This window comes from Nocardia sp. NPDC050717, from assembly GCF_040654275.1.
Lineage (GTDB): Bacteria > Actinomycetota > Actinomycetes > Mycobacteriales > Mycobacteriaceae > Nocardia.
Window position 1 is genome coordinate 1,150,142 of the sequence record NZ_JBFAHR010000001.1, and the last position, 25,108, is coordinate 1,175,249.

21 protein-coding genes are annotated in these 25,108 nt (G+C 71.1%); 18 read left to right on the forward strand and 3 right to left on the reverse strand.

Annotated features, from left to right (window positions below):
• Window positions 1-9: 9 nt before the first annotated feature.
• From nirB to AB0H56_RS05500, 5 genes are all read left to right on the forward strand, one after another.
• Entirely contained in the window at window positions 10-2,538 is a 2,529-nt protein-coding gene (gene nirB / locus AB0H56_RS05480; protein ID WP_357157497.1) for a nitrite reductase large subunit NirB, read from the forward strand.
• Between the two features lie 154 nt (window positions 2,539-2,692).
• Window positions 2,693-3,070 carry a nitrite reductase small subunit NirD gene (gene nirD, locus AB0H56_RS05485; protein ID WP_280342710.1) on the forward strand — a complete coding sequence of 126 codons (378 nt, stop codon included), beginning with the start codon at window positions 2,693-2,695 and terminating at the stop codon, window positions 3,068-3,070.
• A complete protein-coding gene (locus tag AB0H56_RS05490; RefSeq protein ID WP_357157500.1) occupies window positions 3,067-4,314 on the forward strand; it encodes a uroporphyrinogen-III synthase in 1,248 nt (415 codons plus the stop codon). Before nirD ends, AB0H56_RS05490 begins: the two co-directional genes overlap by 4 nt.
• A 173-nt stretch (window positions 4,315-4,487) precedes the next feature.
• The gene (locus tag AB0H56_RS05495; protein ID WP_357157907.1) at window positions 4,488-5,165 is read left to right on the forward strand and encodes a CbiX/SirB N-terminal domain-containing protein; all 678 of its coding nucleotides are present in this window, start codon (window positions 4,488-4,490) and stop codon (window positions 5,163-5,165) included.
• Between the two features lie 1,034 nt (window positions 5,166-6,199).
• Window positions 6,200-6,757 (forward strand): hypothetical protein, encoded by a 558-nt coding sequence (locus tag AB0H56_RS05500; RefSeq protein ID WP_357157503.1) that lies wholly within the window; start codon window positions 6,200-6,202, stop codon window positions 6,755-6,757.
• On the opposite strand, the gene AB0H56_RS05505 is transcribed toward AB0H56_RS05500, so the two are convergent.
• Entirely contained in the window at window positions 6,741-7,688 is a 948-nt protein-coding gene (locus AB0H56_RS05505; RefSeq protein WP_357157506.1) for a helix-turn-helix domain-containing protein, read from the reverse strand. The two genes, AB0H56_RS05500 and AB0H56_RS05505, sit on opposite strands and share 17 nt — an antisense overlap.
• Window positions 7,689-7,816: 128 nt before the next feature.
• Here AB0H56_RS05505 and AB0H56_RS05510 point away from each other — a divergent pair, with 128 nt between their 5' ends.
• The 8 genes from AB0H56_RS05510 to AB0H56_RS05545 all read left to right on the forward strand — a co-directional run bounded on the left by AB0H56_RS05510 (window position 7,817) and on the right by AB0H56_RS05545 (window position 16,795).
• Window positions 7,817-8,746, forward strand: coding sequence for an NAD-dependent epimerase (locus tag AB0H56_RS05510; RefSeq protein WP_357157509.1), 930 nt, complete (start codon window positions 7,817-7,819; stop codon window positions 8,744-8,746).
• Window positions 8,747-8,826: 80 nt separating this feature from the next.
• Window positions 8,827-9,789: an alpha/beta hydrolase family protein gene (locus tag AB0H56_RS05515; protein WP_357157512.1), complete on the forward strand. Its 963-nt coding sequence runs from the start codon at window positions 8,827-8,829 to the stop codon at window positions 9,787-9,789.
• Between the two features lie 31 nt (window positions 9,790-9,820).
• Window positions 9,821-10,159: a TfoX/Sxy family protein gene (locus tag AB0H56_RS05520; protein WP_357157515.1), complete on the forward strand. Its 339-nt coding sequence runs from the start codon at window positions 9,821-9,823 to the stop codon at window positions 10,157-10,159.
• A 69-nt stretch (window positions 10,160-10,228) separates the two neighbouring features.
• Entirely contained in the window at window positions 10,229-10,681 is a 453-nt protein-coding gene (locus tag AB0H56_RS05525; protein WP_357157518.1) for a VOC family protein, read from the forward strand.
• A gap of 104 nt (window positions 10,682-10,785) precedes the next feature.
• Complete coding sequence (locus tag AB0H56_RS05530; protein ID WP_357157521.1) at window positions 10,786-11,007, forward strand: hypothetical protein; 222 nt, start codon at window positions 10,786-10,788, stop codon at window positions 11,005-11,007.
• A gap of 167 nt (window positions 11,008-11,174) precedes the next feature.
• Window positions 11,175-13,760, forward strand: a complete 2,586-nt coding sequence (locus AB0H56_RS05535; protein ID WP_357157523.1) for a LuxR C-terminal-related transcriptional regulator — start codon at window positions 11,175-11,177, stop codon at window positions 13,758-13,760.
• A gap of 134 nt (window positions 13,761-13,894) precedes the next feature.
• Window positions 13,895-15,787: an alkyl sulfatase dimerization domain-containing protein gene (locus tag AB0H56_RS05540; protein WP_357157526.1), complete on the forward strand. Its 1,893-nt coding sequence runs from the start codon at window positions 13,895-13,897 to the stop codon at window positions 15,785-15,787.
• A gap of 39 nt (window positions 15,788-15,826) precedes the next feature.
• Window positions 15,827-16,795, forward strand: a complete 969-nt coding sequence (locus AB0H56_RS05545) for a DUF389 domain-containing protein (protein ID WP_357157529.1) — start codon at window positions 15,827-15,829, stop codon at window positions 16,793-16,795.
• A gap of 57 nt (window positions 16,796-16,852) precedes the next feature.
• Here the strand turns inward: AB0H56_RS05545 and AB0H56_RS05550 are convergent, their stop codons facing one another.
• A complete protein-coding gene (locus AB0H56_RS05550) occupies window positions 16,853-17,206 on the reverse strand; it encodes an SHOCT domain-containing protein (RefSeq protein ID WP_357157532.1) in 354 nt (117 codons plus the stop codon).
• 13 nt (window positions 17,207-17,219) lie between these two features.
• Window positions 17,220-17,651: a DUF6325 family protein gene (locus AB0H56_RS05555; RefSeq protein ID WP_357157535.1), complete on the reverse strand. Its 432-nt coding sequence runs from the start codon at window positions 17,649-17,651 to the stop codon at window positions 17,220-17,222.
• Window positions 17,652-17,810: 159 nt separating this feature from the next.
• Here AB0H56_RS05555 and AB0H56_RS05560 point away from each other — a divergent pair, with 159 nt between their 5' ends.
• Genes AB0H56_RS05560 through AB0H56_RS05580 form a run of 5 tightly spaced genes read left to right on the forward strand, consistent with a single transcriptional unit; the run spans window position 17,811 to window position 25,107 of the window.
• The gene (locus AB0H56_RS05560) at window positions 17,811-19,010 is read left to right on the forward strand and encodes an NAD-dependent epimerase/dehydratase family protein (protein ID WP_357157537.1); all 1,200 of its coding nucleotides are present in this window, start codon (window positions 17,811-17,813) and stop codon (window positions 19,008-19,010) included.
• Complete coding sequence (locus AB0H56_RS05565; RefSeq protein ID WP_357157540.1) at window positions 19,003-20,868, forward strand: hypothetical protein; 1,866 nt, start codon at window positions 19,003-19,005, stop codon at window positions 20,866-20,868. The genes AB0H56_RS05560 and AB0H56_RS05565 overlap by 8 nt, the downstream gene beginning before the upstream one ends.
• Window positions 20,865-22,745 carry a glycosyltransferase gene (locus AB0H56_RS05570; RefSeq protein WP_357157543.1) on the forward strand — a complete coding sequence of 627 codons (1,881 nt, stop codon included), beginning with the start codon at window positions 20,865-20,867 and terminating at the stop codon, window positions 22,743-22,745. Before AB0H56_RS05565 ends, AB0H56_RS05570 begins: the two co-directional genes overlap by 4 nt.
• A 42-nt stretch (window positions 22,746-22,787) precedes the next feature.
• A complete protein-coding gene (locus tag AB0H56_RS05575; RefSeq protein ID WP_357157546.1) occupies window positions 22,788-24,446 on the forward strand; it encodes a SulP family inorganic anion transporter in 1,659 nt (552 codons plus the stop codon).
• Between the two features lies 1 nt (window position 24,447).
• Window positions 24,448-25,107: a GAP family protein gene (locus AB0H56_RS05580; RefSeq protein WP_357157549.1), complete on the forward strand. Its 660-nt coding sequence runs from the start codon at window positions 24,448-24,450 to the stop codon at window positions 25,105-25,107.
• Window position 25,108 lies beyond the last annotated feature (1 nt).

Genomic DNA, 25,108 nt, shown 5'->3' on the forward strand with positions numbered 1-25,108 from the left:
GTCACCCTCATGAACAGCACGCGCAAGACAGTGGTCGTGGTCGGCCACGGCATGGTCGGACACCGTTTCGTCGAGGCACTGCGGTCCCGCGACGAGGCAGGGCAGTGGCGCATCGTCGTCCTGTCTGAGGAGAAGCTGCCCGCCTACGACCGGGTCGGCCTGTCCTACTACGTCGGCAACTGGAACCCCGAGGAGCTGGCGCTGCCCGGCAACTCCTACGACGGCGACGACCTGGTCGAGCTGCGGCTCGGCCAGCGCGGTGAGTCCATCGACCGCGCGGCCAAGACCGTCACCAGCTCCACCGGCGAGGTCATCGCCTACGACGCGCTGGTGATGGCGACCGGCTCCTACGCCTTCGTGCCGCCGGTGCCCGGCCACGATCTGCCCGAGTGCTTCGTCTACCGCACGATCGAGGATCTCGACGGCATCCGCGCCGCCGCCGAGGCCGCCGGTCCCGGCGCGCACGGCGTGGTCATCGGTGGTGGTCTGCTCGGCCTCGAGGCGGCCAACGCGCTGCGCCTGATGGGGATGACCCCGCACGTCATCGAATACAACGACCGCCTGATGCCCGCCCAGGTCGACGCCGGTGGTGGCGCGATCCTGGAGAAGCTGGTCTCCGACATCGGCCTGAACGTGCACACCGGCGTCGGCACCGCCAAGATCGAGTCGATCGAGGAGGAGACCGGCGGGGTCACGCTGCACCTGTCCGACGAGTCGGAGATCCACGCCTCGCTGGTGGTGTTCTCCGCGGGTATCCGTCCGCACGACAGCGTCGCCAAGGACGCGGGCCTCGAGCTCGGCCCGCGCGGCGGCATCCTCACCGATGTCGGCTTGCAGACCTCCGACCCGCACATCTGGGCGATCGGCGAGTGCGCCGCGGTCGAGGGTGTCTGCTACGGCCTGGTCGCGCCGGGCTACACCACCGCCGAGATCGTGGCCGACCGGCTGCTCGGCGGCGCGGGGGAGTTCCCCGGCGCCGACATGTCCACCAAGCTCAAGCTGATGGGCGTGGACGTGGCCTCCTTCGGCGATGCGCACGCCACCACCGAGGGCGCGCTCTCGGTCGTGCTGCACGACGCCGCCAAGGGCACCTACGCCAAGCTCGTCGTCTCCGACGACGCCCAGACCCTGCTCGGCGGCATCCTCGTCGGTGACGCCAGCCAGTACGCGGCGCTGCGCCCGCTGGTCGGGCGTCCGCTGCCCGCCGACGCGGCCGCGCTCATCTCGCCCGCGGGCGCCGAACTCGGCGCCGACGCGCTGCCCGACGACGCCCAGATCTGCTCCTGCAACAACGTCAGCAAGGGCGCGATCTGCGGCGCGATCGCCGAGGGCGCCTGCGACATCCCCGGCGTGAAGAGCTGCACCAACGCGGGCACCTCGTGTGGTGGCTGCGTGCCGATGATCAAGAAGCTGCTCGAGCAGAGCGGTGTGGCGCTGTCGAAGGCGCTGTGTGAGCACTTCGCCCAGTCGCGCGCCGAGCTGTTCGACATCGTGAACGTCACCGGCATCCGCACCTTCTCCGAGCTGATCGCCAAGCACGGCACCGGCTCGGGTTGCGACATCTGCAAGCCGACGGTCGCCTCCATCCTCGCCTCCACCTCGAGCGAGCACATCCTCGACGGCGAGCAGGCCGCGCTGCAGGACACCAACGACCACTTCCTGGCCAACATGCAGAAGAACGGCACCTACTCGGTGGTGCCGCGGATGCCCGGCGGCGAGGTCACCGCGGAGCAGCTGATCGTGATCGGTGAGGTGGCCAAGGAGTTCGACCTCTACGTCAAGGTCACCGGCGGTCAGCGCATCGACCTGTTCGGCGCGACGGTCGAGCAGCTGCCGCTGATCTGGAAGCGGCTGGTCGACGCGGGCATGGAGTCGGGGCACGCCTACGGCAAGTCGCTGCGCACCGTGAAGAGCTGCGTCGGATCCACCTGGTGCCGCTACGGCCAGCAGGACTCGGTCGGCATGGCCGTGCTGCTGGAGAAGCGCTACCGCGGCCTGCGCTCGCCGCACAAGCTGAAGCTGGCCGTCTCGGGCTGCGCGCGCGAGTGCGCGGAGGCGCGTGGCAAGGACGTCGGCGTGATCGCCACCGAGAACGGCTGGAACCTCTACGTCGGCGGCAACGGCGGCCTGACCCCCAAGCACGCGGTGCTGCTGGCAGGCGATCTCGACGACGAGACGCTGATCCGCTACATCGACCGCTACCTGATGTTCTACATCCGCACCGCCGACCGCCTGCAGCGCACCGCGCCCTGGCAGGAGGCGCTCGAGGGCGGCCTCGACTACCTCAAGGCCGTGGTGTGCGAGGACAGCCTCGGTATCGCCGCCGACCTGGAGGCCGCCATGGCCAAGCACGTCGAGGGCTACAAGGACGAGTGGGCCGCGGTGCTCGAGGACGAGAACAAGCTCTCGCGGTTCGTCTCCTTCGTCAACGCGCCCGAGGAGGCCGACCCGACCATCTCGTTCGACGACAGCGGTGAGCGCAAGGTGCCGGTCCTGCTCGGGCTGCCCGGAATGCCCGTAGGCGGCAGCCGTGCGTAACCACGGAGGGCATTGCGGGCAGCCCGCGTGCGACAGCCTGCCCGGGATGCCCGTCGGTGTTGGCTCGAACACAGCCGCGGCTGCGAAATAAGCGCTTAACGCTGCGGAAACAGGGCGCCTGTACCAATAGATAAGGCGTTCGGAGGAGGAACCGATGACCGTTGTCGATACACCCACCATCACCACCGAGACCACGACCTGGACCCAGGCGTGCCGACTCGATTTCCTGATCCCGGGCCGCGGCGTCGCCGTCCTGCTCGCGGGCGGCAAGCAGGCCGCGCTGTTCCTGCTCGCCGACGGCACCCTCGCCGCTGTCGGCAACATCGACCCCTTCGGCCGGGCCGCGGTGATGTCGCGCGGCATCGTCGGTGACCGCGGCGGCGTGCCCGTCGTCGCGTCGCCGCTGCTCAAGCAGGCGTTCTCGCTCATCGACGGGCGCTGTCTCGACGACCCCACCCAGTCGCTGCCGGTGTACGCCGTGCGCCTCGACGGCGGCGTCGTCGCGGTCTCGGACGAACCGGTGAGTCCATGACCCTGCCGACCGAACCCCGCCCGGCGCTGGCCGGTTTCACCATCGGTGTCACCGCCGCGCGCCGTGCCGAAGAATTCAGCACGTTGCTCAACCGGAAGGGCGCGACCGTGGTGTCCGCGCCCGCCATCCGGATCATCCCGCTGGCCGACGACACCGAGCTGGCCCGCGTCACCGAACAGCTGATCGCCGATCCGCCGCAGATCACGGTCGCCACCACCGGCATCGGGTTCCGCGGCTGGATGGAAGCCGCCGAGGGCTGGGGGCTGGCCGAGTCGCTGCGCGACACGCTCGCCGCCACCCGGATGCTGGCTCGCGGCCCCAAGGCCAAGGGCGCCATCCGGGCCGCCGAGCTGCGCGAGGAATGGTCGCCCGCTTCGGAGTCCTCGGCCGAGGTGCTCGACCACCTGCTCGCCGAGGGCGTGGAGGGGGTGCGCATCGCGGTCCAGCTGCACGGCGCGACCACCGAGTGGGAGCCGGTCCCCGACTTCTGCGAGGTGCTGCGCTGCGCGGGCGCCGATGTCGTCCCCGTGCCGGTGTACCGGTGGGAGCCGCCGTCGGATCGCGGTCCGATGGACTCGATGATCGAGTCGATCGTGGCGGGCAGCCTGGATTGCGTCACCTTCACCAGCGCGCCCGCCGTGGCCTCGATGTTGATGCGCGCCAAGGAAACCGGCCTGCTCGACGCGCTGCTGCACGCGCTGCGCGGGCGGGTGCTCGCGGCCTGCGTCGGCCCGATCACCGCGGCCCCGCTGGAGGAACTCGGCGTGCCGACCACGATGCCGGGGCGCGCGCGGCTCGGCGCGCTGGCCCGCCATGTCGCCGAGGAACTGCCGCGCCGGGCCAGCCGGATCTACGCGGCCGGTCATCTGATCAGCGTGCGCGGCGGCTGCGTGGTCGTCGACGGCGAGGTGCGGCAGCTGGCGCCGGCGCCGATGGCGTTGATGCGGTCGCTGGCGCGGCAGCCGGGCCGGGTCGTCTCCAGGGAGGACCTGCTCTCGGCGCTGCCCGGCGGTGGCGACGACACCCACGCGGTGGAGACCGCGATCGCCCGGTTGCGCGCCGGACTCGGCACGCCCAAGGCGATCCAGACCGTGGTCAAGCGCGGCTACCGGCTCGCGCTCGACGCCGCCGACTGCTCCGACACCGACATCCCGCCGCGGCCGCCGGTACAGCCGCCGCATCCGGCAGGCATCGGCACGCCAGCGCGTTCGCCGCGGCCCGTGCAACCGATCGGGGTCTGGTGAGTGCCGCGCGGCCGGGCGAGCCGGCTTCGGTGCGCATCACTCACGGTGTTCGGTGGGGTGATTCGGCTGCGGATGGTGGCGTGACCGACGGTGCTGTGCTCGGTGCCGCGCGGTCGGGTGATCCGGCGTTGGTGCTCGTGGCGCACGGCACCCGCAGTGCGCGCGGGGTGGAGATGATCGCGGCGCTCGCCGACGCCGTGGCGGTCGAACTCGGCGCCACCGTTTCCGGCGCGGAATCGGCTGGGGCAGCGCCCAATCCGGCGCTGCGCACCGCGTTCGTCGACGTGCTCGGTCCGTCGCCTTCGGAGGTTCTGCGCGATCTGGACGGTCCGGCCGTGGTGGTTCCGGCGTTCCTCGCCTCGGGCTATCACGTCTACCAGGACGTGCCGCGCGAGGTCGCGGAGAGCGGTCATCCTTCGGTCGCGGTGACCGCCGCGATGGGGCCCGATCCGGCGCTGACCAGGATCATGGCGGTGCGCCTGCGCGCCGCGGGCTGGCGCCCCGGCGATGCCGTGGTCTTCGCCGCGGCCGGGTCGTCCGACGCCCGCGCCCGCCGGGATGTCCGCCGCGCGGCCGGCATGCTCGCCGAACAGCTCGGCGCGCCGGTCCGCATCGCCTACGTGGCGACCGGCACCCCGCGGGTCCCCGAAGTCGTCACCGCCCTGCGTGATTCGGGCGCCGAACGCGTCTTCATCGCGTCCTACTTGCTCGCCCACGGCCTGTTCCACCAGCGCCTGCACGTCGCGGGCGCCGACGGCGTCGCCGAGCCCATCGGCGTCCACCCCGCCGTCGTGCGCCTGATCGCCGACCGCTACCGCACCGCGGCGCGCGACCTGGTCCGCGTGCGCTGAGCGGCGCGATCGCGGAATCTCCTTTGTCCGCGCGGTAACTCGAGCGTCCTCTGGATGGTCACCGAGGTCGACGGGATGGTCGCCGCGGTCGACGGGGCGCGGACAGCGGTACCGCCGTTCAGCCCCCCGCTCGTGCGGCGGTCGTGTCGGTGGGCGGATCGCCGCTGGTCGGACGGTCGCTGTGCGGACGACTAGAGTTGGTCTGACTTCACGTAGAGGGGGCTGACACTGTGCCGGATTCGTCCGCGGAGCACGATCCGCGACCACAGGACGAGCTGACGTCGTATCCCGACGAGGTGCCCTCGGCGCCCGCGCCGGGCCACATCCCGCAGCCACTACCGGGCCCGCCTCACGCCATCGGTCAGCCCACATACCCACCTGTGCCGCCCTACCCGGGCGCCCCGGGCCAGCCGCCGTACCCGGGCGTGCCTGGCCAGCCGCCGTACGCGGGCGTGCCTGGCCAGCCGCCGTACGCGGGCGTGCCGGGCCAGCCGCCGCAGCCTGGCGTGCCGGGCCAACCGCCGCAGCCTGGCGTGCCGGGCCAACCGCCGCAGCCGGGCGTCCCTGGCCAGCCGCCGCACGCTGGCGTGCCTGGACAGCCGCCGCCTGGCGTGTCGGGCCAACCGTCGCACCCGGGGGTACCTGGCCAACCGTCGCACCCCGATGTTCCTGGCCGACCGCCGCACTCGGATGCCGCTGGTGCGTCGCCGCCGTACCCTGCGTCGGGTCCAGGTCAGGGGGGCGTTGAACAGGCTCCGTATCCACCGGCGGTTCCGGGCGCCGCGCCCGATCCGGCGCCGGGGCACCCGCCTTACCCCGTGCCCGGGCAATCCCAGGCCGCCGGGACCGGGGATCAGGCGGCGTATCCCGATGCTGTTCCCGGAGTGCCGACCCCGGTCGGACAGGTTCCCGGCCAGGCACCGCATCCGGGGTTCGGTGGTGGACAACCTCCGTATCCGGGCGTCCCGTCGTTCCCGGGTGGGGCCCAGCTGCCTTACGCGGGTCAGGTTCCCGGGCAGCCGTATCCGGGTGCGGTGCCACCGGGTGGGTACGCGCCGGTTCCGGTGGGCGAGCAGGGGCCGCGCGTGGTGCCCGAGACGGTGCGGATGGCGTTCTTCGTGATGCTGGCGGGTGCCGCGGTGACGCTGCTCAGTGCCGCGTACATGCTGACGACCATCGATCAGATCCGGGAGGAGGCGCTCGACGCCTCCGGTGGGGTGCTGCGCGGGAACGATCTGGATGTGGCCGTGTACGCCGGGATCGGCGGTGGGCTGCTCACCTCGGCGGTGTCGGCGGGGTTGTGGGTGTGGATGGCGTTCGCGTGCCGGGCCGGGAAGAACTGGGCCAGGATCACCTCCACCGTGTTCTTCGGCATCAACGTGCTGTTCTCGCTGATCGCGGTGGTCGGCGTGTTCGTCGGCAACAGTCTCGGCTCCGGCGGCGGTGACGTGCAGTCGATGGTCTTCACCGGCGTGACGTTCCTGATCGGCCTCGGCGCCGTGGTGCTGCTGTGGCAGCCGCGGTCGGGCGCCTTCTTCGCCCCGCCCGTGCCGCCGGGCTACCAGCCGTACCCGCCTACCGGGCCGTGGTGAAGTTCGCCCGGTAGGTGCTCGGCGGCACGCCGAGGTGCCGGATCATGTGCTGGCGCAACGATTCCGCCGTCCCGATCCCGCTGTGCCTGGCGACCTGTTCGATCGGCAGCGAGGTCGATTCGAGCAGGGCGCGGGCCCGGTGCAGGCGCTGATGTAGCAGCCATTTCTGCGGGCTGAGCCCGGTTTCCTCGTGGAAGCGGCGGGTGAGGGTGCGCACGCTGGTGTTGGCGTGCCCGGCGAGTTCGCGCAGCGACAGGGGAGTGTCGAGGCGCTCCATGGCCCAGGTGCGGGTGGCCGAGAGGGAGAGGTCGTCGTCGGCGGGCAGCGCGGTGTCGACGAACTGGGCCTGGCCGCCGGGCCGCACCGGTGTCACCACGGCGGCCCGCGCGGCCGCGTTCGCGACGGCGGCGCCGTAGTCGGCGCGGATCAGGTGCAGGCACAGGTCGATTCCCGCTGCGGCGCCCGCCGAGGTGGTCACCGGACCGTCCTCGATGAACAGCGCGTCGGCGCGCACGGTGACGGCGGGGAAGGCCGCGGCCAGTTCGTCGGCGAGTCCCCAGTGCGTGGTCGCGGTGCGGCCGTCGAGGAGTCCGGCCTGGGCAAGCACGAACGCGCCGGAGCAGATCGAGGTGACCAGCGTGCCGCGCTCGACGGCCGCGCGCAGGGCGGCCAGCACGACCGGGCTCACACCGGCGCGGCTGCCGGTGCTCGGCACTATCACGATGTCGGCGGTGTCGAGCGTGTCGAGCCCGTGCGGGATCACCACATCGAAGCCGCCCGAATTCGCGGGCACCACACCGGGTTCGGCCGTGCACACGATCACCCGGTACCCGGGCTCGCCGTCGACGAGCGCCGAGGCCAGCAGGGTGCCCGGCATGGCCAGATCGAACGACTTCACCGGGGGCACGGCGAGCACGGCGACAGTCTTCATGGCCTGATCCTTGGGATAGCTGGCAATCCGGCCACTAGTGTAGCCCGCGCCAGCCCGGCATCGTTGGTTCCGTGCCCGGAGCAATTCGGAGGCCACATCGAAATATGTTGCTGGGAAAGGGAATTCACATGACCTCGCATGTCGTGATCGGCCGCGGCGCCACCGCCTCCGCCACCGCTGTCTCGCTCGCCGCGACCGGTGGCCAGGTGACGATGATCAGCCGCAGCGGCCTCGGCCCCGACCATCCCCGGGTGAACCGGGTCGCCCTGGACGCGCTCGACACCGACGCCCTGATCGCCGAAGCCGCCGGTGCGCGGACCGTGTTCAACCTCGCCATGCCGCCGTACCACACCTGGCCGGAAACCGTTCCGCCCCTGTTCGGTTCGATCCTCGCCGCCACCGAAACCGTCGGCGCCGACCTGGTGATGATGGGCAACCTCTACGGCTACGGCCCCGTCGACGGCGTGCTCGACGAGAACGCGCCGCTGGCCGCCACCGGCAGCAAGGGCGAGGTCAGGGCCAGGATGTGGACCGAGGCCCTGGCGGCGCACGAGGCGGGCAGGGTGCGCGTCACCGAGGTGCGGGCCGGGCAGTTCCTCGGCGCAGGCGCGGTGTCGATCTTCTCGCTGCTGGTCCAGCCCGCCGTCCTGGCCGGGCAGCAGGCACGGGTGCCGCAGGAACTGGACCTCGCGCACTCGTTCACCGCGATCGACGACGCCGCCGCGGCCCTGGTCGCCGTCGCGGGCGACGACCGCGCGTGGGGCCGCGCCTGGCACGCGCCGATGATCACCATCACGGTGCGCGCGGCCGCGCGCAGGCTGGCCGAGCTGGCGGGCGCGCCCGAGCCGGACCTGGCGGTGCTGTCGGACGCCGAGCTCACCGCGCTGGCCGTCGAGGATCCGTTCTGGGCGGAGTTGTTCGAGACCAAGCACATGTCGCATCGCGAGTTCGTTGCCGACGATTCCGCGCTGCGTGCCACTTTCGGCCTCGCCGCCTCGAACATCGACGACGTCCTGCGCGCCGTCGTGCCCGCGGCCGAGACGGCGAGGATGCCCTAGGTTTGCCCCCGACCGGCCCGCGTCGGAACACGGGCCGGTCAATGCCGGATCTCGGGGGTGTGGTGCGGCATGCTGAGAGGATGCGTCAGCTCCTGTGCTGTGTGCTCGTGCTGCTCGGCTGTGGGGTCCTCGCGCCGGACGCGAGGGCGGAGGCGGGAATCCTCGACGTGCGGTCGCTCGGTGGCCGCCAGCTGGAAGTGGTCGTGTATTCGGCGGCGATGAACCGGCCGATCACGCTGTGGATGTCGCATCCCGGCGCGGGCGCGCCTGCCCTGTACCTGCTGAACGCGGTCGACGGTGGGGAGAACGGCGGGCCGTGGATGCGGCGCACCGATGTCGCCGGATTCTTCGCCGACAAGCCGGTGAACGTGATCGTCCCGATCGGTGGCCGCGCCAGCATGTACACCGACTGGCAGCGCGACGACGCGATGCTGGGCCGCAACAGGTGGGCCACCTTCCTCACCGGCGAGCTGCCGCCGCTGCTGAACGCCCGCTTCGGCATGACCGGCGCCAATGCCATTGCCGGACTGTCGATGTCGGCCACCTCGGCGCTCAATCTCGCGATCGCCGCGCCGGGCCTGTACCGGGCGGTGGGCGCGTTCAGCGGCTGCACGCAGACCGCGAATCCGTTGGCGCAGGCGCTGGTGCGGGCCCAGCTGGCCCTCTTCGCCGCCGACGCCACCAATATGTGGGGTTGGCCCGGCGATCCGGCGTGGGCGGCGAACGACCCGGTCGTGCACGCCGAGCGCCTGCGCGGCACCGCCATCTACCTGTCCACGGGCAACGGCCTGCCGGGTGAGCACGAGGCGTTCAACGATCCGAGTATCGCGGGCAATCTGGGCGTGCTCGTCGACCGGCTGCTGGTCGGCGGCACCATGGAGGCGGTCGCGGGCAGCTGCACCGGCCCGCTGGCCGCGCGGCTGTCGCAGCTCGGCATCCCCGCCGACGTGCGTTTCCGCGCCGCGGGCACGCACGCCTGGCCGTACTGGCAGGACGACGTGCACGATTCCTGGCCGATGTTCGCCGCCGCGCTGGGCGTGTGAACCTGTCGGTGCCCCGGCGCACACTGTGTCCATGGCCTATGACGAAGAGCTCGCCGACCGGGTCCGGGAGATCGCCTACCCGGGCCGCACGCTCACCGAGCAGCGGATGTTCGGCGGGCTCGGGTTCCTCATCGGGGGCAACATGGCCGTCGCCGTCAGCGGGAAGGGCGGTCTGCTGGTGCGGGTCGATCCCGGCGAGTTCGAATCCCTCCAGGACGGAGACGCCGTCGCGCCCATGGTGATGGGCGGCCGGGTGAGTCGTGGCTGGCTCCGCGTCACCGCCGCGACCGTCGACGACGACGCGGCCTTGCGCGCGTGGGTCGAGCGCGGTCTGGACTACGCCGGGAAATTGCCTCCGAAAAAGAAGTGAAGTGTGTCGAAGCGGCGGTATCGGCTCCGACCAGTGGGTGAACCGCAACCACCACCGAAGGAGCACACCATGACCGTCAGCACTTTCCTCTGGTTCGACACCGACGCCGAAGCCGCGGGCGAGCTCTACGCCGCGACCGTGCCGAACTCGCGGGTCGTCGAGATCACCCGGCAGGGCGACGGCTCGGCCTTCGTCGTCAGCCTGGACCTGGACGGCCACGCCGTCACCCTGATGAACGGCGGCCCGGGGCATCCGCACACCGATGCGGCGTCGCTGCAGATCACCGTCGATACCCAGGACGAGATCGACGCCCTGTGGGACGCGCTCACCGCCGACGGCGGCGCGCCCGGCCCGTGCGGCTGGCTGACCGACCGCTTCGGCGTCTCCTGGCAGGTCGTCCCGGCCGAACTGCCCAAGCTGCTGGCCGGCGAAGCCGAGCGCGTCATCGCGGTGGGCACCGCCCTGCGCGCGATGTCCAAGCTCGACATCGCGGCGCTGCGGCGGGCCCACGACCAGGCCTGACCGCGACGCGGACCGGTCACGGTGTCCGCGCCGCGACCGGTTCGCCACAGGTTCACCCCGAGCGGATGAGGCGATCGGACGCGCCCGCGTCAAGACTGGGAAACATGTCGACGTCGGGCCCGATTCGCTTCCAGTTCGTCCTCGAGGGCGAACTGTCCGAGCGCGCCGTCGCCGCCTTCCCGGATCTTCGCCGCAGCGCACACTCGCCCACGGGCACCACCACCCTCTACGGCGAACTGGCCGACAACACCGCCATGCGCGGCGTGCTCGCCCAGATCGACGCGCTGGGGCTCACCCTGCTCGGCATGTCCCGGCTCCCCGACTGATTGCCGAAAGTTAGCTGTATTCCGGTCGGTCGACGTCATGACGACGATCTGATAACCATCACGCCCACGCCTCGCGACAGACAAACGCGCAGGTCAGGTTTGGCCTACCGTCGAACTTGCTGGCGGATCGACCCGGAGAACAGGCGACGAACGCAGGAGTGTGGGTGGTGGCAACCTCGTACCGTGCGATTGCTGAAGGTGCCGCGGCCGCCCGCATCCCGGAGTTGTCGTGCACCTCCGTCCGGTCCACCGAGCTGACCGCCCGCCTCGACCACGCCCCGGGCGGGCACACCGTCCTGATGTGCGGCCCCGCGGGCAGCGGCAAGACCGTCGCCCTCGTCGACTGGGCGACCAGATCGCGCCGCGCCCGCGCCGCCACCGTCGCCTGGCTGACGGTCACCGAGCAACTGGCCGACCGCGGCGAACTGATCCCCGCGATCGCGCGCGCCCTCGACCGCGCGGGCGAGGTCGCCGACGGCGCCCTGTGCATGCCCGTCGACCAGGCCGCCGATCTCGCGCTCGCGCTGTCCACGGCCGAGCCGTCGGTCCTCGTGCTCGACGACGCGCACCTGCTCACCGACCCCCTCCAGCTCGCCGGTCTCGAGCGCCTCCTCACGCACCTGCCCGCCACGGTGACGGTGCTGGTCGCGGCCAGGTTCGACCCGCCGCTGCGCTGGCACGCACTGGAGCTGGAGGGCAGGCTCACCCGGATCGGGGCCGCCGATCTCGCCCTGTCGCCGGCGCGGATAACGCGGCTGTTCGCCCAGCACGGTTGTCTGCTCGACGACGACGAACTCGCGCTCGTGTCCTCCCTCACCCGGGGCTGGGCCGCGCTGGTGCGGATCGCCGCGATCTATCTGGCGGCCGACCCCGACGACCGCGCCACCGCGCTCGCCACGCTGGCCAGGCCCTCGCACGCGGTCGCCGATTTCCTCGTGGCCGAACTGATGGGCGCGTTGCCCGCCGAGACGCTCGAGTTCCTGCTCGTGACGGCGGTGCCCGCCCGGTTCTGCCTGCCGCTGGCCGAGGAACTCGCCGGGGAACACGCGGCGCGCATCGTCGACGAGCTCTCGCGCGCCAACTTCCCCATGCACACCGTCGCCGACGCCGGGGAACTGTGGCATTCCTACCATCCGCTGCTGCGCGCCTATCTGCTCGCCGAGGCGGCGTACACCAGGGCTGAGCGGCTGCCCGCGGTGCACCGCCGGGTCGCGGCCTGGTTCGGCGCCGCCGGGTGGCCCGGCCCGGCACTGGACCATGTGCTCGCCGAACCCGGCGCGCCGGGATTGGCGGCGTACCTGCGCGAGTGGGGGTTGCGCCTGGTGCTCGACGGCGCCGGGCACCGGCTGCTGGCCGCCGTCGAGCACGTCCCCGAGCTGGCCGAGGACACCTTCGTGCGGCTGCTGCGGGCGGCCGTCGCGATCGAGGCGGGGGAGAGCGCCGCGGCGGAGGTGTACCTGGAGGCCGCGCATGTCGGTTCCGGCGCGGCCTCGCGACTGGTGCCGAAAGCGTGGACCGTCGCGCTGGACCACGCGGTCAGTGCGGGAGTCGCTGTGCTGGTGGGTGATTCGGCCTCGATGCGCTGGCCGCTGCCCGAGGTGACCGGTCAGCCGGATCTCGATTGCTTCGCCGCGCTGCACTGCGGCTGCGCCGAGGTGTCCGGTGGTGCGCTCGACAGCGGCGTCGCGGCGCTGCGGCACGCGATCGTGCACGCGGAGGAGGTGGGGCTTGGCCGTACCGCGGTGCGTGCCAGGACCGCCCTCGCCGTCGCGGCCGGCTTGGCGGGCCGGATCGGCGAGCAGTACTCCCTGGCCGAGGCCGCGCTCGACTGCGCCGATCGCCACCACCTGTCCGGCGCGGCCGAGACGGTCTTCGCCGCGACGACCGGCGCCTACGCCGCCCACCAGCGCGGCGAGCTGGTCACGCGGGTACTCGGTGTGTTGCCCGGTGACGCGGAATTCGAGATCGCCACGCCCGCGCCGCTGCGGCAGGCGGCGGTCGTCACCGGCATCCTGGCCTTCGCGGACGCGACCGATCGCGCCTCGGCCGCCACCGCCCTGGCCAAGCAGCTGCACCGGCTGCTCGACGAGACCCCGACCCTGCTCGGCACCGACGCCCTGGTCACCGACGTGCTGTGGCTGCTGCTGCGGGTACAGGCGAAAATCGACGCGCAACAGCTGGTCGAGCACGCCGTGCGGGTCCTCGGCGAGACGCCCGAAACCCTGGTCGCGGCCGCCGGTCTGGCGCTGGCGACCCAGCGGCCGACCGCGGCACTCGCCCTGCTGGAACCGCTGCTCGCCGGCGCGCCGACCTGGCGGTCCGCGCACGAGGTGACGGCCTGGCTGGTGGTCGCGGTGGCCGCCGAGCGGCTCGACCGGCCGCGCAAGGTCGACGACGCGCTCGGCCACGCGCTGGCCCTGGCCAGCGGTGACCAGGTGATCCGCCCGTTCCTCGACGTCCCCGGCGCCGCCGAGACCCTCGACCGGCTCGGCGGCCGCTTCGGCCGCTACGACGCCTTCGCCGACCAGGTCCGCGCGCTGCGCGGGCCCGCCGCCGACGCCCCCCACCTCACCGACACCGAATTCGCTGTGCTGCGCCAGCTTCCGTCCGGTATGACCGCGGTGACCATCGCCGCGGGGCTCGGTGTCTCGGTGAACACCGTGAAGACCCACCTGCGCGGCATCTATCAGAAACTGGGCGTCAACGCCCGCGCCGACGCCATCGCCACCGCACGTGCTCTCGGCCTGATCTGACGCGCGGCGCCGTCGATTTCACCCCGCGCGGATGAGGTCGCGAGGGCGCCCCGATGTGATGCTGCGGGAGCGGTCGACCCGGCGGCCGGGAACCGTTCGCCGCGAGTCGCTCATCTGTCGTGGGAAGGGTACTGATGACCAGTCAGCAGGAAGCCTCGGCCAGCATCGAAGCGGGCAACGAACAGGCAGCGCGCACACTGCCGTTCGGCGACACCCAGGACTTCGCCGACGCGCAACGGGGGTTCATCGCCGCGTTGTCGCCGGGCGTCGTGCGCGACGCGGACGGCGATGTGGTGTGGGACAGCGGCGCGTACTCCTTCCTCGACGACGAGTGCCCGCCCACGGTCAACCCGAGCCTGTGGCGGCAGTCGAAACTCGTGGCGATGCAGGGGCTGTACGAGGTGAGCGAGGGCATCTATCAGATCCGCGGCCTCGACCTGTCGAACATGACCCTGATCGAGGGCGACACCGGCGTGATCGTGATCGATCCGCTGATCTCGGCCGAGACCGCCGCCGCCGGACTCGGGCTGTACCGCGAGCACCGCGGCGACCGCCCGGTGACCGGCGTGATCTACTCGCATTCCCATATCGACCACTTCGGCGGGGTCAAGGGGGTGACCACCCAGGCCGACGTCGATGCCGGGAAGTGCCCGGTCATGGCCCCGGTAGGGTTCACCGAGCACGCGGTGGAGGAGAACGTGTACGCCGGGACGGCGATGGCCCGGCGCGCGGCGTTCATGTACGGCGCCGCCCTGCCGCGCGGACCGCTCGGCGCGGTCGGCGCCGGCCTCGGACCGACGACCTCCACCGGCACGCCGACCCTGATCCTGCCGACGATCTACATCGACCACACCGGGCAGACCGTGACCGTCGACGGTGTCGAGATCGAATTCCAGATGACGCCCGGCACCGAAGCGCCCTCGGAGATGAACTTCTACTTCCCCGCCCGGCGCGCGCTGTGCATGGCCGAGAACGCCACCCACACCCTGCACAATCTGCTGACCCTGCGCGGCGCGCTGGTGCGCGACCCGCACGTGTGGTCGAAATACCTGACCGAGGCGATCAACAGCTACGCCAACCGCTCCGACGTCGTCTTCGCCTCCCACCACTGGCCCACCTGGGGCACCGAGCGGCTCACCGAGTACCTCTCGATCCAGCGTGACCTCTACGGCTACCTGCACGACCAGACGCTGCGTGCGCTGAACAAGGGCGCCACCGGCATCGAGATCGCCGAGGACATCCAGCTGCCACCGGCCATCGAGAACGCGTGGTCCACCCACGGCTACTACGGCTCGGTGAGCCACAATGTGAAGGCCATCTACCAGCGGTACATGGGCTGGTTCGACGGCAATCCGGCGAACCTGTGGCAGCACCCGCCGGTCGAATCCGCCCGCCGCCACGTGGAATTCATGGGCGGCGCCGACGAGGTGATCGCCAAGGCGCGCAAGTCCTACGACGACGGTGATTTCCGCTGGGTCGCCCAGGTGCTCAACTACGTGATCTTCGCCGACCCCGGCAACACCGAAGCCGTGGCGCTGCAAGCCGATACCTACGAGCAGCTCGGCTACGGATCCGAGAACGGCACCTGGCGCAATTTCTTCCTGATGGGCGCCTATGAGCTGCGCAACGGCAAGGTCGGGACGCCGACCGTGGCCGCCGCGCCCGACATCCAGGCCGCGCTCTCGGTGGAGCAGCTCTTCGACGCCATCGCCCTGCGCGTCGACGGGCCGAGCGCCTGGTCGGCGTCGATCGTCATCGACTGGCGGGTCGAGGGTGGGCCGGTGCATCGCACCCAGCTGCGCAACGGGCTACTCGTGCACTTCGACGTGGTCGGCGATCTCCCGGCCGCCGACGCGACGTTCAGCCTCACCGAACCGGATCTGCAGGCAGCCCTGCTCGGCGGCGAGTCGTTGCCGGACATGATCGCTGCGGGGCGGGTGACGGTCGAGGGTGACGCGAGCAAGCTCGCCGAACTGGTCGGCTACCTCGACGAACCCGACCCCGATTTCTCGATCGTCACCCCCTGATCCACCCGCGGTGCGCTCGTTCCACGGAAGGAACATTCGATGCTCGGATTCCTGGTTCCCGACCAGCAGCGACGCACGCTCGACGAGCTCACCGACAAGCTGGACCTCTCCGTCGGTGATGTGACGGCGAAGCGGTCGGCGTTCTGGATCATGCTCGTGCTCTCGGCGGTGATCGCGATCTCCGGTGTCATCGGCGATTCCACGGCCACGGTGATCGGCGCGATGATCGTGGCGCCGCTGTCGGTGCCGATCCTCGGTGTCGCGCTCGGGGTGGTCACCGGGCGGGCCGCGCTGGTCGGGCGCAGCCTGATCCTGGTGCTGGCCGGGATCGTCGTGGTGGTCGCGCTCGGGTTCGTCTTCGCCCAGGTGCTGCCGAACCCGGTGAACGTGCTGTCGAACGCGCAGGTGGTGGGGCGGACCTCGCCGAAGCTGATGGATCTCACCGCCGCGCTGGCGACCGGGCTGGTCGCGGCGGTGGCGATCACCCGGCGCGATGTCGGTGACGTGCTGCCGGGCGTGGCGATCGCGATCTCGCTGGTGCCGCCGCTCGGCGTGGTCGGGGTGTGTCTGGGGTCGGGGGCGCCCGCGCTCGCGCTCGGCGCGTTCGTGCTGTTCGCGTCGAATGTCGTCGCCATGATCATCACCGTGACGACGGTGCTGCTCATCGCCGGCTACGCGGGGGACGCCGAGGCGACGGGTGCCCGGCGCGGTCGCGCGTATCTGGTGCTCGGTGCCGCGCTGGTGCTCGTCGCGATCCCGATGGTGATCAATTCGCTGTCGACGCTGTGGGCCAGGCAGATCGCCGACGCGACCGCGGACTGGCTGGGCGACGCGCCCGGCGCGCAGGTCGTCGACGTGACGGTGCACGGTGACACCGCGACGGTCTCGGTGCTCGGCCCCGAACAGCTGCCGCCGGTCGCCGAACTCCAAGCGGCGGTGGATGATCTGGTGCCGTTGAATCCCCGGGTGATCGTCGTCCACACGGTGGGCGCGCGCCTGCAAGAGTGAGTTCGGCGAAAGAGCCGCGCCCCTGGATGATCCAGGGGTGCGGCTCGTTACCCGTGCTCAGCCGAGCAGCTGGGCCTTGGCCGCGGCGAACTCCGCGTCGGACAGCGCTCCGGCGGAATGCAATTCGCTCAACTGCTTCAGCTTGCCGACCATGTCGACCGGCTCGGCCTGCGGTGGTGGCGGCGGCGCGTAGGCCTGCTGCTGCGCGGCGGCCTGTTGGGCGTAGGCCTGCTGCTGGGCGGCCTGCGCGGCGGCCTGCTGCTCGCCGTAGGCCTGCTGCTCGGCCGAGCGCCTGGCGGCCCGGTTGTTGATCGCGTTGGACGTCGCGGTCGCGGTACCGGCGACGACGGCGGTTCGCGCCATCGCGCCGAGAAGTCCGGGCCGACCGATGCGGCCCCTTCGTAGCGGCATGTCTTGCTCCTCCCTAGGCCGTCATCGCGGCGAACACCGCGGATTCGACGACATCGCGGGGAACCGGCACCTGCAACGCCACCTCGCCCTCGACCCCGCGCACCGCCGAGGCCAGCCGCACGGCCCAGGTCTGTTCGAAGACCAGGATCAGGGCCGTACTGCCCGGTTCCAGCGACGCGCGCACGACCTCCACATCGGAGTCGCTGACCAGGTCGATGTCGGCGGCGGTGAGCCCGGTCAGCCCCACCTCGGTCAGGTTGTCGTCGATCTCGGACTCGGTGATCGTGCCCGCCTCGTCCATCGTCAGCACCACCATGTCCAGCAAGGTCACCAGCCCGTTCCCGACGACCTCGGCGAGCGCGTCGGTGACGGCGGAGTCGATGCTGGTGCCGGGAAAGGCGAGGACGACGAACTCGACCGGGCCGAGCGCAGGTGTTGATCCCATCCCGCGATCCTGCGCCGATCCCGCGCGCCCCGCCTCACCCGATACGGGTGAATCCGGCGGTTACGGGTGAATCCGGCGAACTCACCCTGATCGGATGAGGTGCGCACTCCTTCCGACCGGCAGCATCACGGAGACAATCGACAGCCGAAGGGAGTCGCGATGCGGATCTTCGTTCTTGGTGGTGACGGTTTCTGCGGGTGGCCGAGCGCGTTGCACCTCTCGGCCCACGGTCACGACGTGACCATCGTCGACAGCGGGGTCCGCCGCAAGATCGACAAGGAACTCGGCGCCGGATCACTGACCCCGATCCGCACCCTGGACGAGCGCGTCGCGGCGTGGCGCGGCGCCACCGGAAACGTCATCGACACGGTCGACCTGGATATCGCCAACGACTACGCGGGCTTGTCCGCGCTGCTCGCGGACCGGCGTCCCGACGCCGTCGTGCATTTCGCCGAACAGCGGTCGGCGCCGTATTCGATGAAGTCACCCGGACACAAGCGCTACACGATCGACAACAATGTCAACGCCACGCACAACCTCATGGACGCGTTGGTGGAGACCGGTGTCGACGCGCACGTCGTGCACCTGGGCACGATGGGCGTCTACGGCTATGAATCGGTTCCGGTCGACCTGCCCGAGGGCTATCTGACGGTGTCCTATCCGGATCGCGACGGAAAGACGCGCTCACGCGAGATTCTGTACCCGACCAACCCGGGCAGTGTGTACCACCTGACGAAGTCGATCGACCAGCTGATCTTCCAGTTCTACGCCCGCAACGACGGGCTGCGGATCACCGATCTGCACCAGGGCATCGTGTGGGGTACCCAGACCGACGAAACCGTCCTCGACGAGGCCCTGATCAACCGTTTCGACTACGACGGTGACTACGGGACGGTGCTGAACCGGTTCCTGGTCGAGGCCGCGATCGGCTACCCGCTCACCGTGTACGGGTCCGGCGGCCAGACTCGTGCGTTCATCAACATCCGCAACACAGTCCAATGCATTCGCCTCGCGGTGGAATCCGGCGACGAGGTGTCCGGACGGCCACGGGTGATGAACCAGGTCACCGAGACCCACCGCGTCGCCGATCTCGCCGATCTGGTCGCCCGGGTGGTCGGGGCCGAGGTCACCCATCTCAGCAACCCCCGTGCCGAGGCCGACACCAACGAGTTGAGTGCGGTCAACGACCACCTGATCACGCTCGGGCTGGACCCGATCCTGCTCGAGTCCGGCCTGCTGGCCGAGTCGGTCGACATCGCGCACCGGTACGCCGACCGCATCGACAGGGACCGCATCCCCGCCACCTCCTACTGGAACCGCGAGCGCGCGGCGAAGAGCGAGGTGGCCGCGGGTGGCTGAAGACGACGCCGCAGGCGTGGGGCGAAGCCCCGATCCGCCGCAGTACTTCCCCGATGAGCACCGCAGGACGGTGCCGCGGTCGGCCTGGTTCGTGCTCGGGCTCGCCGCGGTGCTCGTCGCGGCCTGGGTGGTCGTGCGGGCGGGCTGGCTGAATCCGCCACCGAGCGACGGTTTCGACGTGCCACCCGATCAGCTCTACGCCAAGACCTTGACCGACCTGGGCAGACCGGACGGGATCCGGCTCACCGGTGACGCGCCGTCGGCGAGCTTCCAGGTGGCGGTTCCGGTGGACTCGGCCAGGGAGCGGACCCGGCTGCGGCTGGCGGGCACCGCGCAGGTGGCCGAGGACAGCACCGTCTTCCTGATCGTCGCCGTCGACGGGCAGCAGGTGTTCCAGCGCGAGCTCCCGCGCGGCCGCAACGCCGTCGACGACACGATCGCGATCCCGAGCCAGGCCACTGCCGACGGCACGGTGCGCGTCACCGTGCGCACCAGGTGGAACCTGCATCACGAGCCGTGCACCGCCGATCAGAGCGCGGGCATGGTCATCACCCTCGATCCCGGCACCGTGCTCGAATCCGCGCTCGACGAACCGGTGCACACGGTGCGCGACGCGGTCTCCGCCTGGGACGACACCGTGACGCTGGTGCTGGCCGACACCGCCGACCCGTGGCGTAGCACCGCCGCCGAACTCGGTGTGGCACTGACGGAAGCGGGCCACACCGTGCGCTTCGCCGACACTGTCCCCGGCACCGGACTGCGCAGCGTGATCCTGCTCGGCCCGCCGCAACGGTTGGCCGAGACGCCGGGCTGGTCGCGCACCGGCATCGACAACAGCATCATGCTCGGCGCCGTGGACGGCACGCCGGTGGTCAGTGTCGTCGAGCCCGAGGCGGATCTCGTCAGCCCGTACCTGACCACGGCCGCGGTGCACACGGCCGATCGGCAGAGCGCCGACCCGCGCGCGGTCGGAGTCGCGCCGCCGCCGGGCGAGGTCAGCCTGATCGCCCTCGGCGCGGAAGCGGGCGAAGTGCAGATCACCGAGAATCACACCTGGCGCGCCCGGTTCTCGCTCGCGGACCTCCCCGGTGGCCGGATCCCGGCCGGTGTGCGGGTGGCGCTGCAATTGCCCGCCGCCCCGCCCGACCTGGTCTGGCTGCTCAACGTCGACCTCAACGGGCAGTTCCTCGACAGCAGGCGACTCGCGCCGACCCGCGACCCCGTGGTCGTGCCACTGCCGCCGGAAGCCTTGTCGATGCGCAACACCCTCACCCTGACGGTGCAGCGCGATCGCGACCTCGGCGGCTGCGACGTGCGGATCACCCCCTATCCGATGCAGCTGCTCGGCTCCTCGGGGCTCGACCTCGGCGACGATCCGGGCGCCGGATTCACCGCCCTGCCCCGCGAGCTCGGCCCGCGGCCCGCGATCCACCTGTCCGCCGCCGACCCGGCCGATACCGTCGAGCTGCTCACCGCCGCGGTGCCGGTGCTCGCCGAGTTCCTCCCGGCCGCGGCCGATCCGGAGATCAGCTGGAACACCCCGCCCGCGTCCGGCAGGCCGTTCGTCGTGGTCGGTCGGGGCGACCCCGGTGTGGGCACCCTGGTCCGGTTGGTGGACAACCGGCTCGTGTCCGGGGCCGCCGTGCTCGACCTGCCCGCGGTCGAGACCGGCATCGTGGTGCAGTGCGCGACCGGTGACGGCGCGCGCGGGCTGGCCGTGCAGTACGCCGGTGACACCGCCGCCGTGGCGCTGCCGGCCTTCGGCCGCGAATGTGTCCAGGTCAGCACACCCGCCGGAGCGTTCACCGTCGACAGTGGTGGCGCGCTCGTCACGGACGGCGCGGGCATCCCTGAATGACGCACGCCGAGGCGGACTTTCCCACACCGGCGGCGATCGCCGAGCACTACCGGTCGGTCGACAGCGCGCCCGTCGACTACTCCGTGGATCGCCCGCCGAGTGCGAGCAACGGCTTCCTGCTCATGTTCACCGGGCTCAGCGTCATCGTGCTCGGCGGGCAGGCCGTGCTCCGGCACGCGGGCGTCATCGGGACCAACGACCTGGTGATCCTGGCCTCGGGGCGTGGCGATGTGGCGGTGCCGACGCGGATCTTCCTGGTGGTCTTCTTCGCCACCTACGCCTACTACGCCTACAGCAATCGGTGGCGCCGGGCCCATCTCGGCGCGTTGCTGGTCGGGAAGTTCTTGGCGTCGTGCGTGTTCTTCGACGTGCTCGGCTGGTGGCTGGCCACCGAGCACATTCTCGAGCTGCACGTGCTCGGGCAGCAGATCGCCTCGGCGTTGATCGCCCTGGCCATCTTCCCGCAGACGGTGCTCGCGCACGCGCAGCTGCCGCGTCCACTCGACGCGACGGTCGACCCGCGTACTCCGCCGGGCGCGTATGTCCGCCTGATCGGTTCGCTGCTGGCGGCCATGGCGGTGGCCACCGTCGTGGAGGCCGCGCTGCCGGGTCTCGTCTTCGACCTGCGCTCGGTCGCCCTGCTCGGCGGGATGGGCCCCGGTGTCTTCCTGACCCAGCAGGTGTTCGCCGTCTGCACCGCGACCCTCGGCTGGTTCGCACTGAAACGATCACGGACACAAGACTTCTCGCCGCCGGTCGCGGTGCTGGTGCCCGCCCACGACGAGGCGCACGACATCGCGGCCACCATCGCCGCGGTGGATCGTGCCGCGCACACCTACGCCGGGCGCATCCACCTCTACGTCGTCGACAACGCCTCGACCGACAACACGACCGAGGTCGCCGAGGAAGCCATCGCGGAGTGCACGGCGATCACCGGTGAGGTCCTGGACTGCCCGACGCCGGGCAAGGCGATCGCGCTGAACCTGGGCGTGCACCGGATCACCGAGGAGTTCATCGTCCGCATCGACGCCGACACCGTGATCGGACCCGGCTGCCTGCAGACGGCCATGCGGCATTTCGGCGATCCGCGCGTCGGCTCGGTGGGCGGGCTGCCGCTGCCGGTGGGGAACACGACCTGGATCGACAAGGTCCGCCTGGTGGAGGTGTATCTGCGGCACGGCTTCTTCCAGGTCGCCCTCGACGGCTACCAGGGGGTGATGGGCGTGCCCGGCATGTTCGCGATCTACCGGCGGCGTGTGGTGGTCGAGGTGGGCGGGATGGTCGAGGGGATGAACGGCGAGGACACCGATATCTGCCTGCGGATGGACGCGGCCGGCTACCACACGGTGGCCGATCCGCGCGCCGTCTACTACAGCGAGACCCCGGCCTCCTACGCGCACCTGCGCGAGCAGCGGGTTCGCTGGTTCCGCAGCATCTATCACATCTCCGCGCACAACCGGAAGATGCTGCTGGACCCGCGGTCGATCACCGGCGGCTTCGTCTTGCCGTTCCAGCTGGTCAACGCTGCGCGCCGGGCGATGCTCGCCCCGCTGCTCATCTTCGCCGTGGTCGACGCCGCCGTGTCGACGGTGGCCGGGCAGCCACTGCACTGGCAGCCGATCGTGGCCACGGTCCTGGGCATGCAGATGATCATGGCCGCCTCGGTCTGCCTGCTGTGGCAGCCCGGCTCGGTCAAGCACATCCCCGCCTATCTCGGGTTCCGCGTGCTGCGCAGCTATTTCACCCTCGGCGCCGCGCTGAGCCTGCGCTATCCGCCGGTGGACCCGATCCGGGCGCTGGCCGCGCGCCGCCCGCACCGGCGGCGGCCGACCTCACCCCGTTCGGATGATGCGCGCGGCGATCCGGAGTCGGCATGATCGCTGGACCGGCACCATCCGGCGGGCCAGGAGGAGCGTGGCATGCGTAACCCATTCGCGGGGCAGCGCATGACCAAGGCCGATGTGGTGGCCGGGATTCCCGGTGCGATCGGCGGGGTGCCCGATGGGATGGCGGCGGGGCTGCTGGCCGGGGTGAGTCCGGTGCACGGGCTCTACGCGAGTCTGGCCGGGCGGTTCTTCGGCGGCATCGGTACCGATACCCGGCGGATGGTGGTCACCACGACCAGCGCGTCGGCGCTGGCCGCGGGGTCGGTGCTCACCGACGTCGCCCCCGAGGACCGTTCGGCCGCCATGGTCGTGCTGACCCTGGCCGCCGGGATCGCCATGATCGTCGCCGCCGTCCTGCGGCTGGGCCGCTACACCCGGTTCGTCTCGCATTCGGTGATGACCGGGTTCCTGCTCGGCGTCGCGGCCAACATCGTGTTCGGGCAGCTGCCGGTCCTGCTCGGCGCGCCCTCGGAGGGGTCGGTGGCGGCCCTGAAGGCCGTGCACGTGGTGCTGCATCCGCTCCAGATCCACTGGCCGTCGGCGCTGGTCGGTGGGCTCGCGGTGCTGCTGCTCGTCGCGGTGGCGCGCACCAGGTTCCGCACCGTCGCCTCGCTGGCCGGGCTCCTGGTGCCGATGGCACTGGTGCTCGGCTTCGGCTGGGACGGGGTCGCGACGGTCTCGGACGCGGGCGCGATTCCGCGCGGATTCCCGCTGCCGCAGCTTCCTGAGGTGCGCCTGCTGTCGCCGTCACTGCTCGCGGGGGCGCTGGCGGTGACCGTCATCGTGCTGGTGCAGGGCGCGGGCGTCGCCGAAGCGGCGCCCAATCCCGACGGCACGCGCGCGAAGACCGACCGCGACTTCTGCGCCCAGGGCATCGGCAACGTCTTCGCCGCCCTCTTCCGTGGCATGCCGGTGGGTGGCTCGGTGGGGCAGACCGCGATCAATGTCACCGCGGGCGCGCGGACCCGGTGGGCGGGCATGTGGTCGGGGCTGTGGATCCTGGTGATCCTCGTCGCGCTCAGCGGGGTGGTCGGTCGTGTGCCGATGCCGACGCTGGCCGCGATCCTGATCGTCGCCGCCGTGGGCTCGATGAACGTGGACCAGATCGTCGCGATCTGGAGCAGCGGCAACATCTCGCGCACCGCGCTCGTGGTCACCTTCGTCGCCACGCTGCTGCTGCCGGTCACCTCGGCGGTCGGGGTGGGTCTGGCTGTGTCCCTGTTGATGCAGATGAACCAGGAGGCGATCGACCTGAAGGTGGTTCGCCTGCGGGTGCAAGGCGACTATCTGGTCGAGTCGCCGGCGCCGAAGCACCTGTCCGACAACGAGATCGTGATCCTGGACGTGTACGGCAGCCTCTTCTACGCCGGGGCACGCACACTGCAGTCCCGGCTGCCCGATCCGACCGGTGCCGTCAACTGCGTGGTGATCCTGCGGTTGCGCGGCCGGACCACGGTGAGTTCCACCTTCCTGCACATCGTCGCCGATTACGCGCGCCGGCTCGACGAGGTGGGCGGACGGCTCTACCTCAGCGGTGTCGATCCCCAGGTCCGCATCGTGTGGACCGACGAACTGCTCGACAGCCAGGGCATCAAGATCGAATTCTTCCCGGCCTCGAGCACGGTCGGGGAGTCGACCCTGTCGGCCTACGCCGACGCCGAGGTACGCATCGACGAGCGACGGAGGACCTGACATGGGTGGACTGCTGGTCTTGCTGTTGCCCGAGATTCTCGGTCTGATGATCACCCCGGGCGCGGTCATCGGCTGTGTGCTGCTGTTGCGTTCGCGCGAGCCGGTGCGCAACGCCTCGATGTTCGGTGCCGGATTCCTGGTCGTCTATTTCCTCGTCGCGGTGGCGGCCGTGCTGGGTGGCGCGTCCGATCCGGCTGCGACGTCGGCGCGGTCGTCGGCCTACGCCGGACTCGTCGTCGGCGTGCTGTTCCTCGCGGGCGGCTGCTGGCTGCTCTTGCGCAAGCCACGCAAAGCCGCCGAACGGCCCCGGCTGCTCGCCGAACTCGACGCGGCAGGCCCACGCAAGGCCTTCGCCCTCGGCCTCGTCCTCGGCATGGTCAACCCCAATCTGTTCATCATGCTCTCGGGAATGAGCGTGATCTCGAGTTCGGCGGTCAGCGTCGGCGCCGCCCTGCTGGCCACCCTGATCCTGCTGCTCGCCGCCGTCGCCGACTTCCTCGTCCCGATCGGCGTCTACCTCGCCGTCGGGCCCCGTGCCGACCAGGGCCTTGCCACGCTCGAGAAATGGATGCTCGCGCACAGCCGAACACTGACCCTGTCGGTCCTGTTCGGCTTCGGCGCCTTGTTCACCGTCCGCGGCATCGTCGACCTCACCAGTTGAA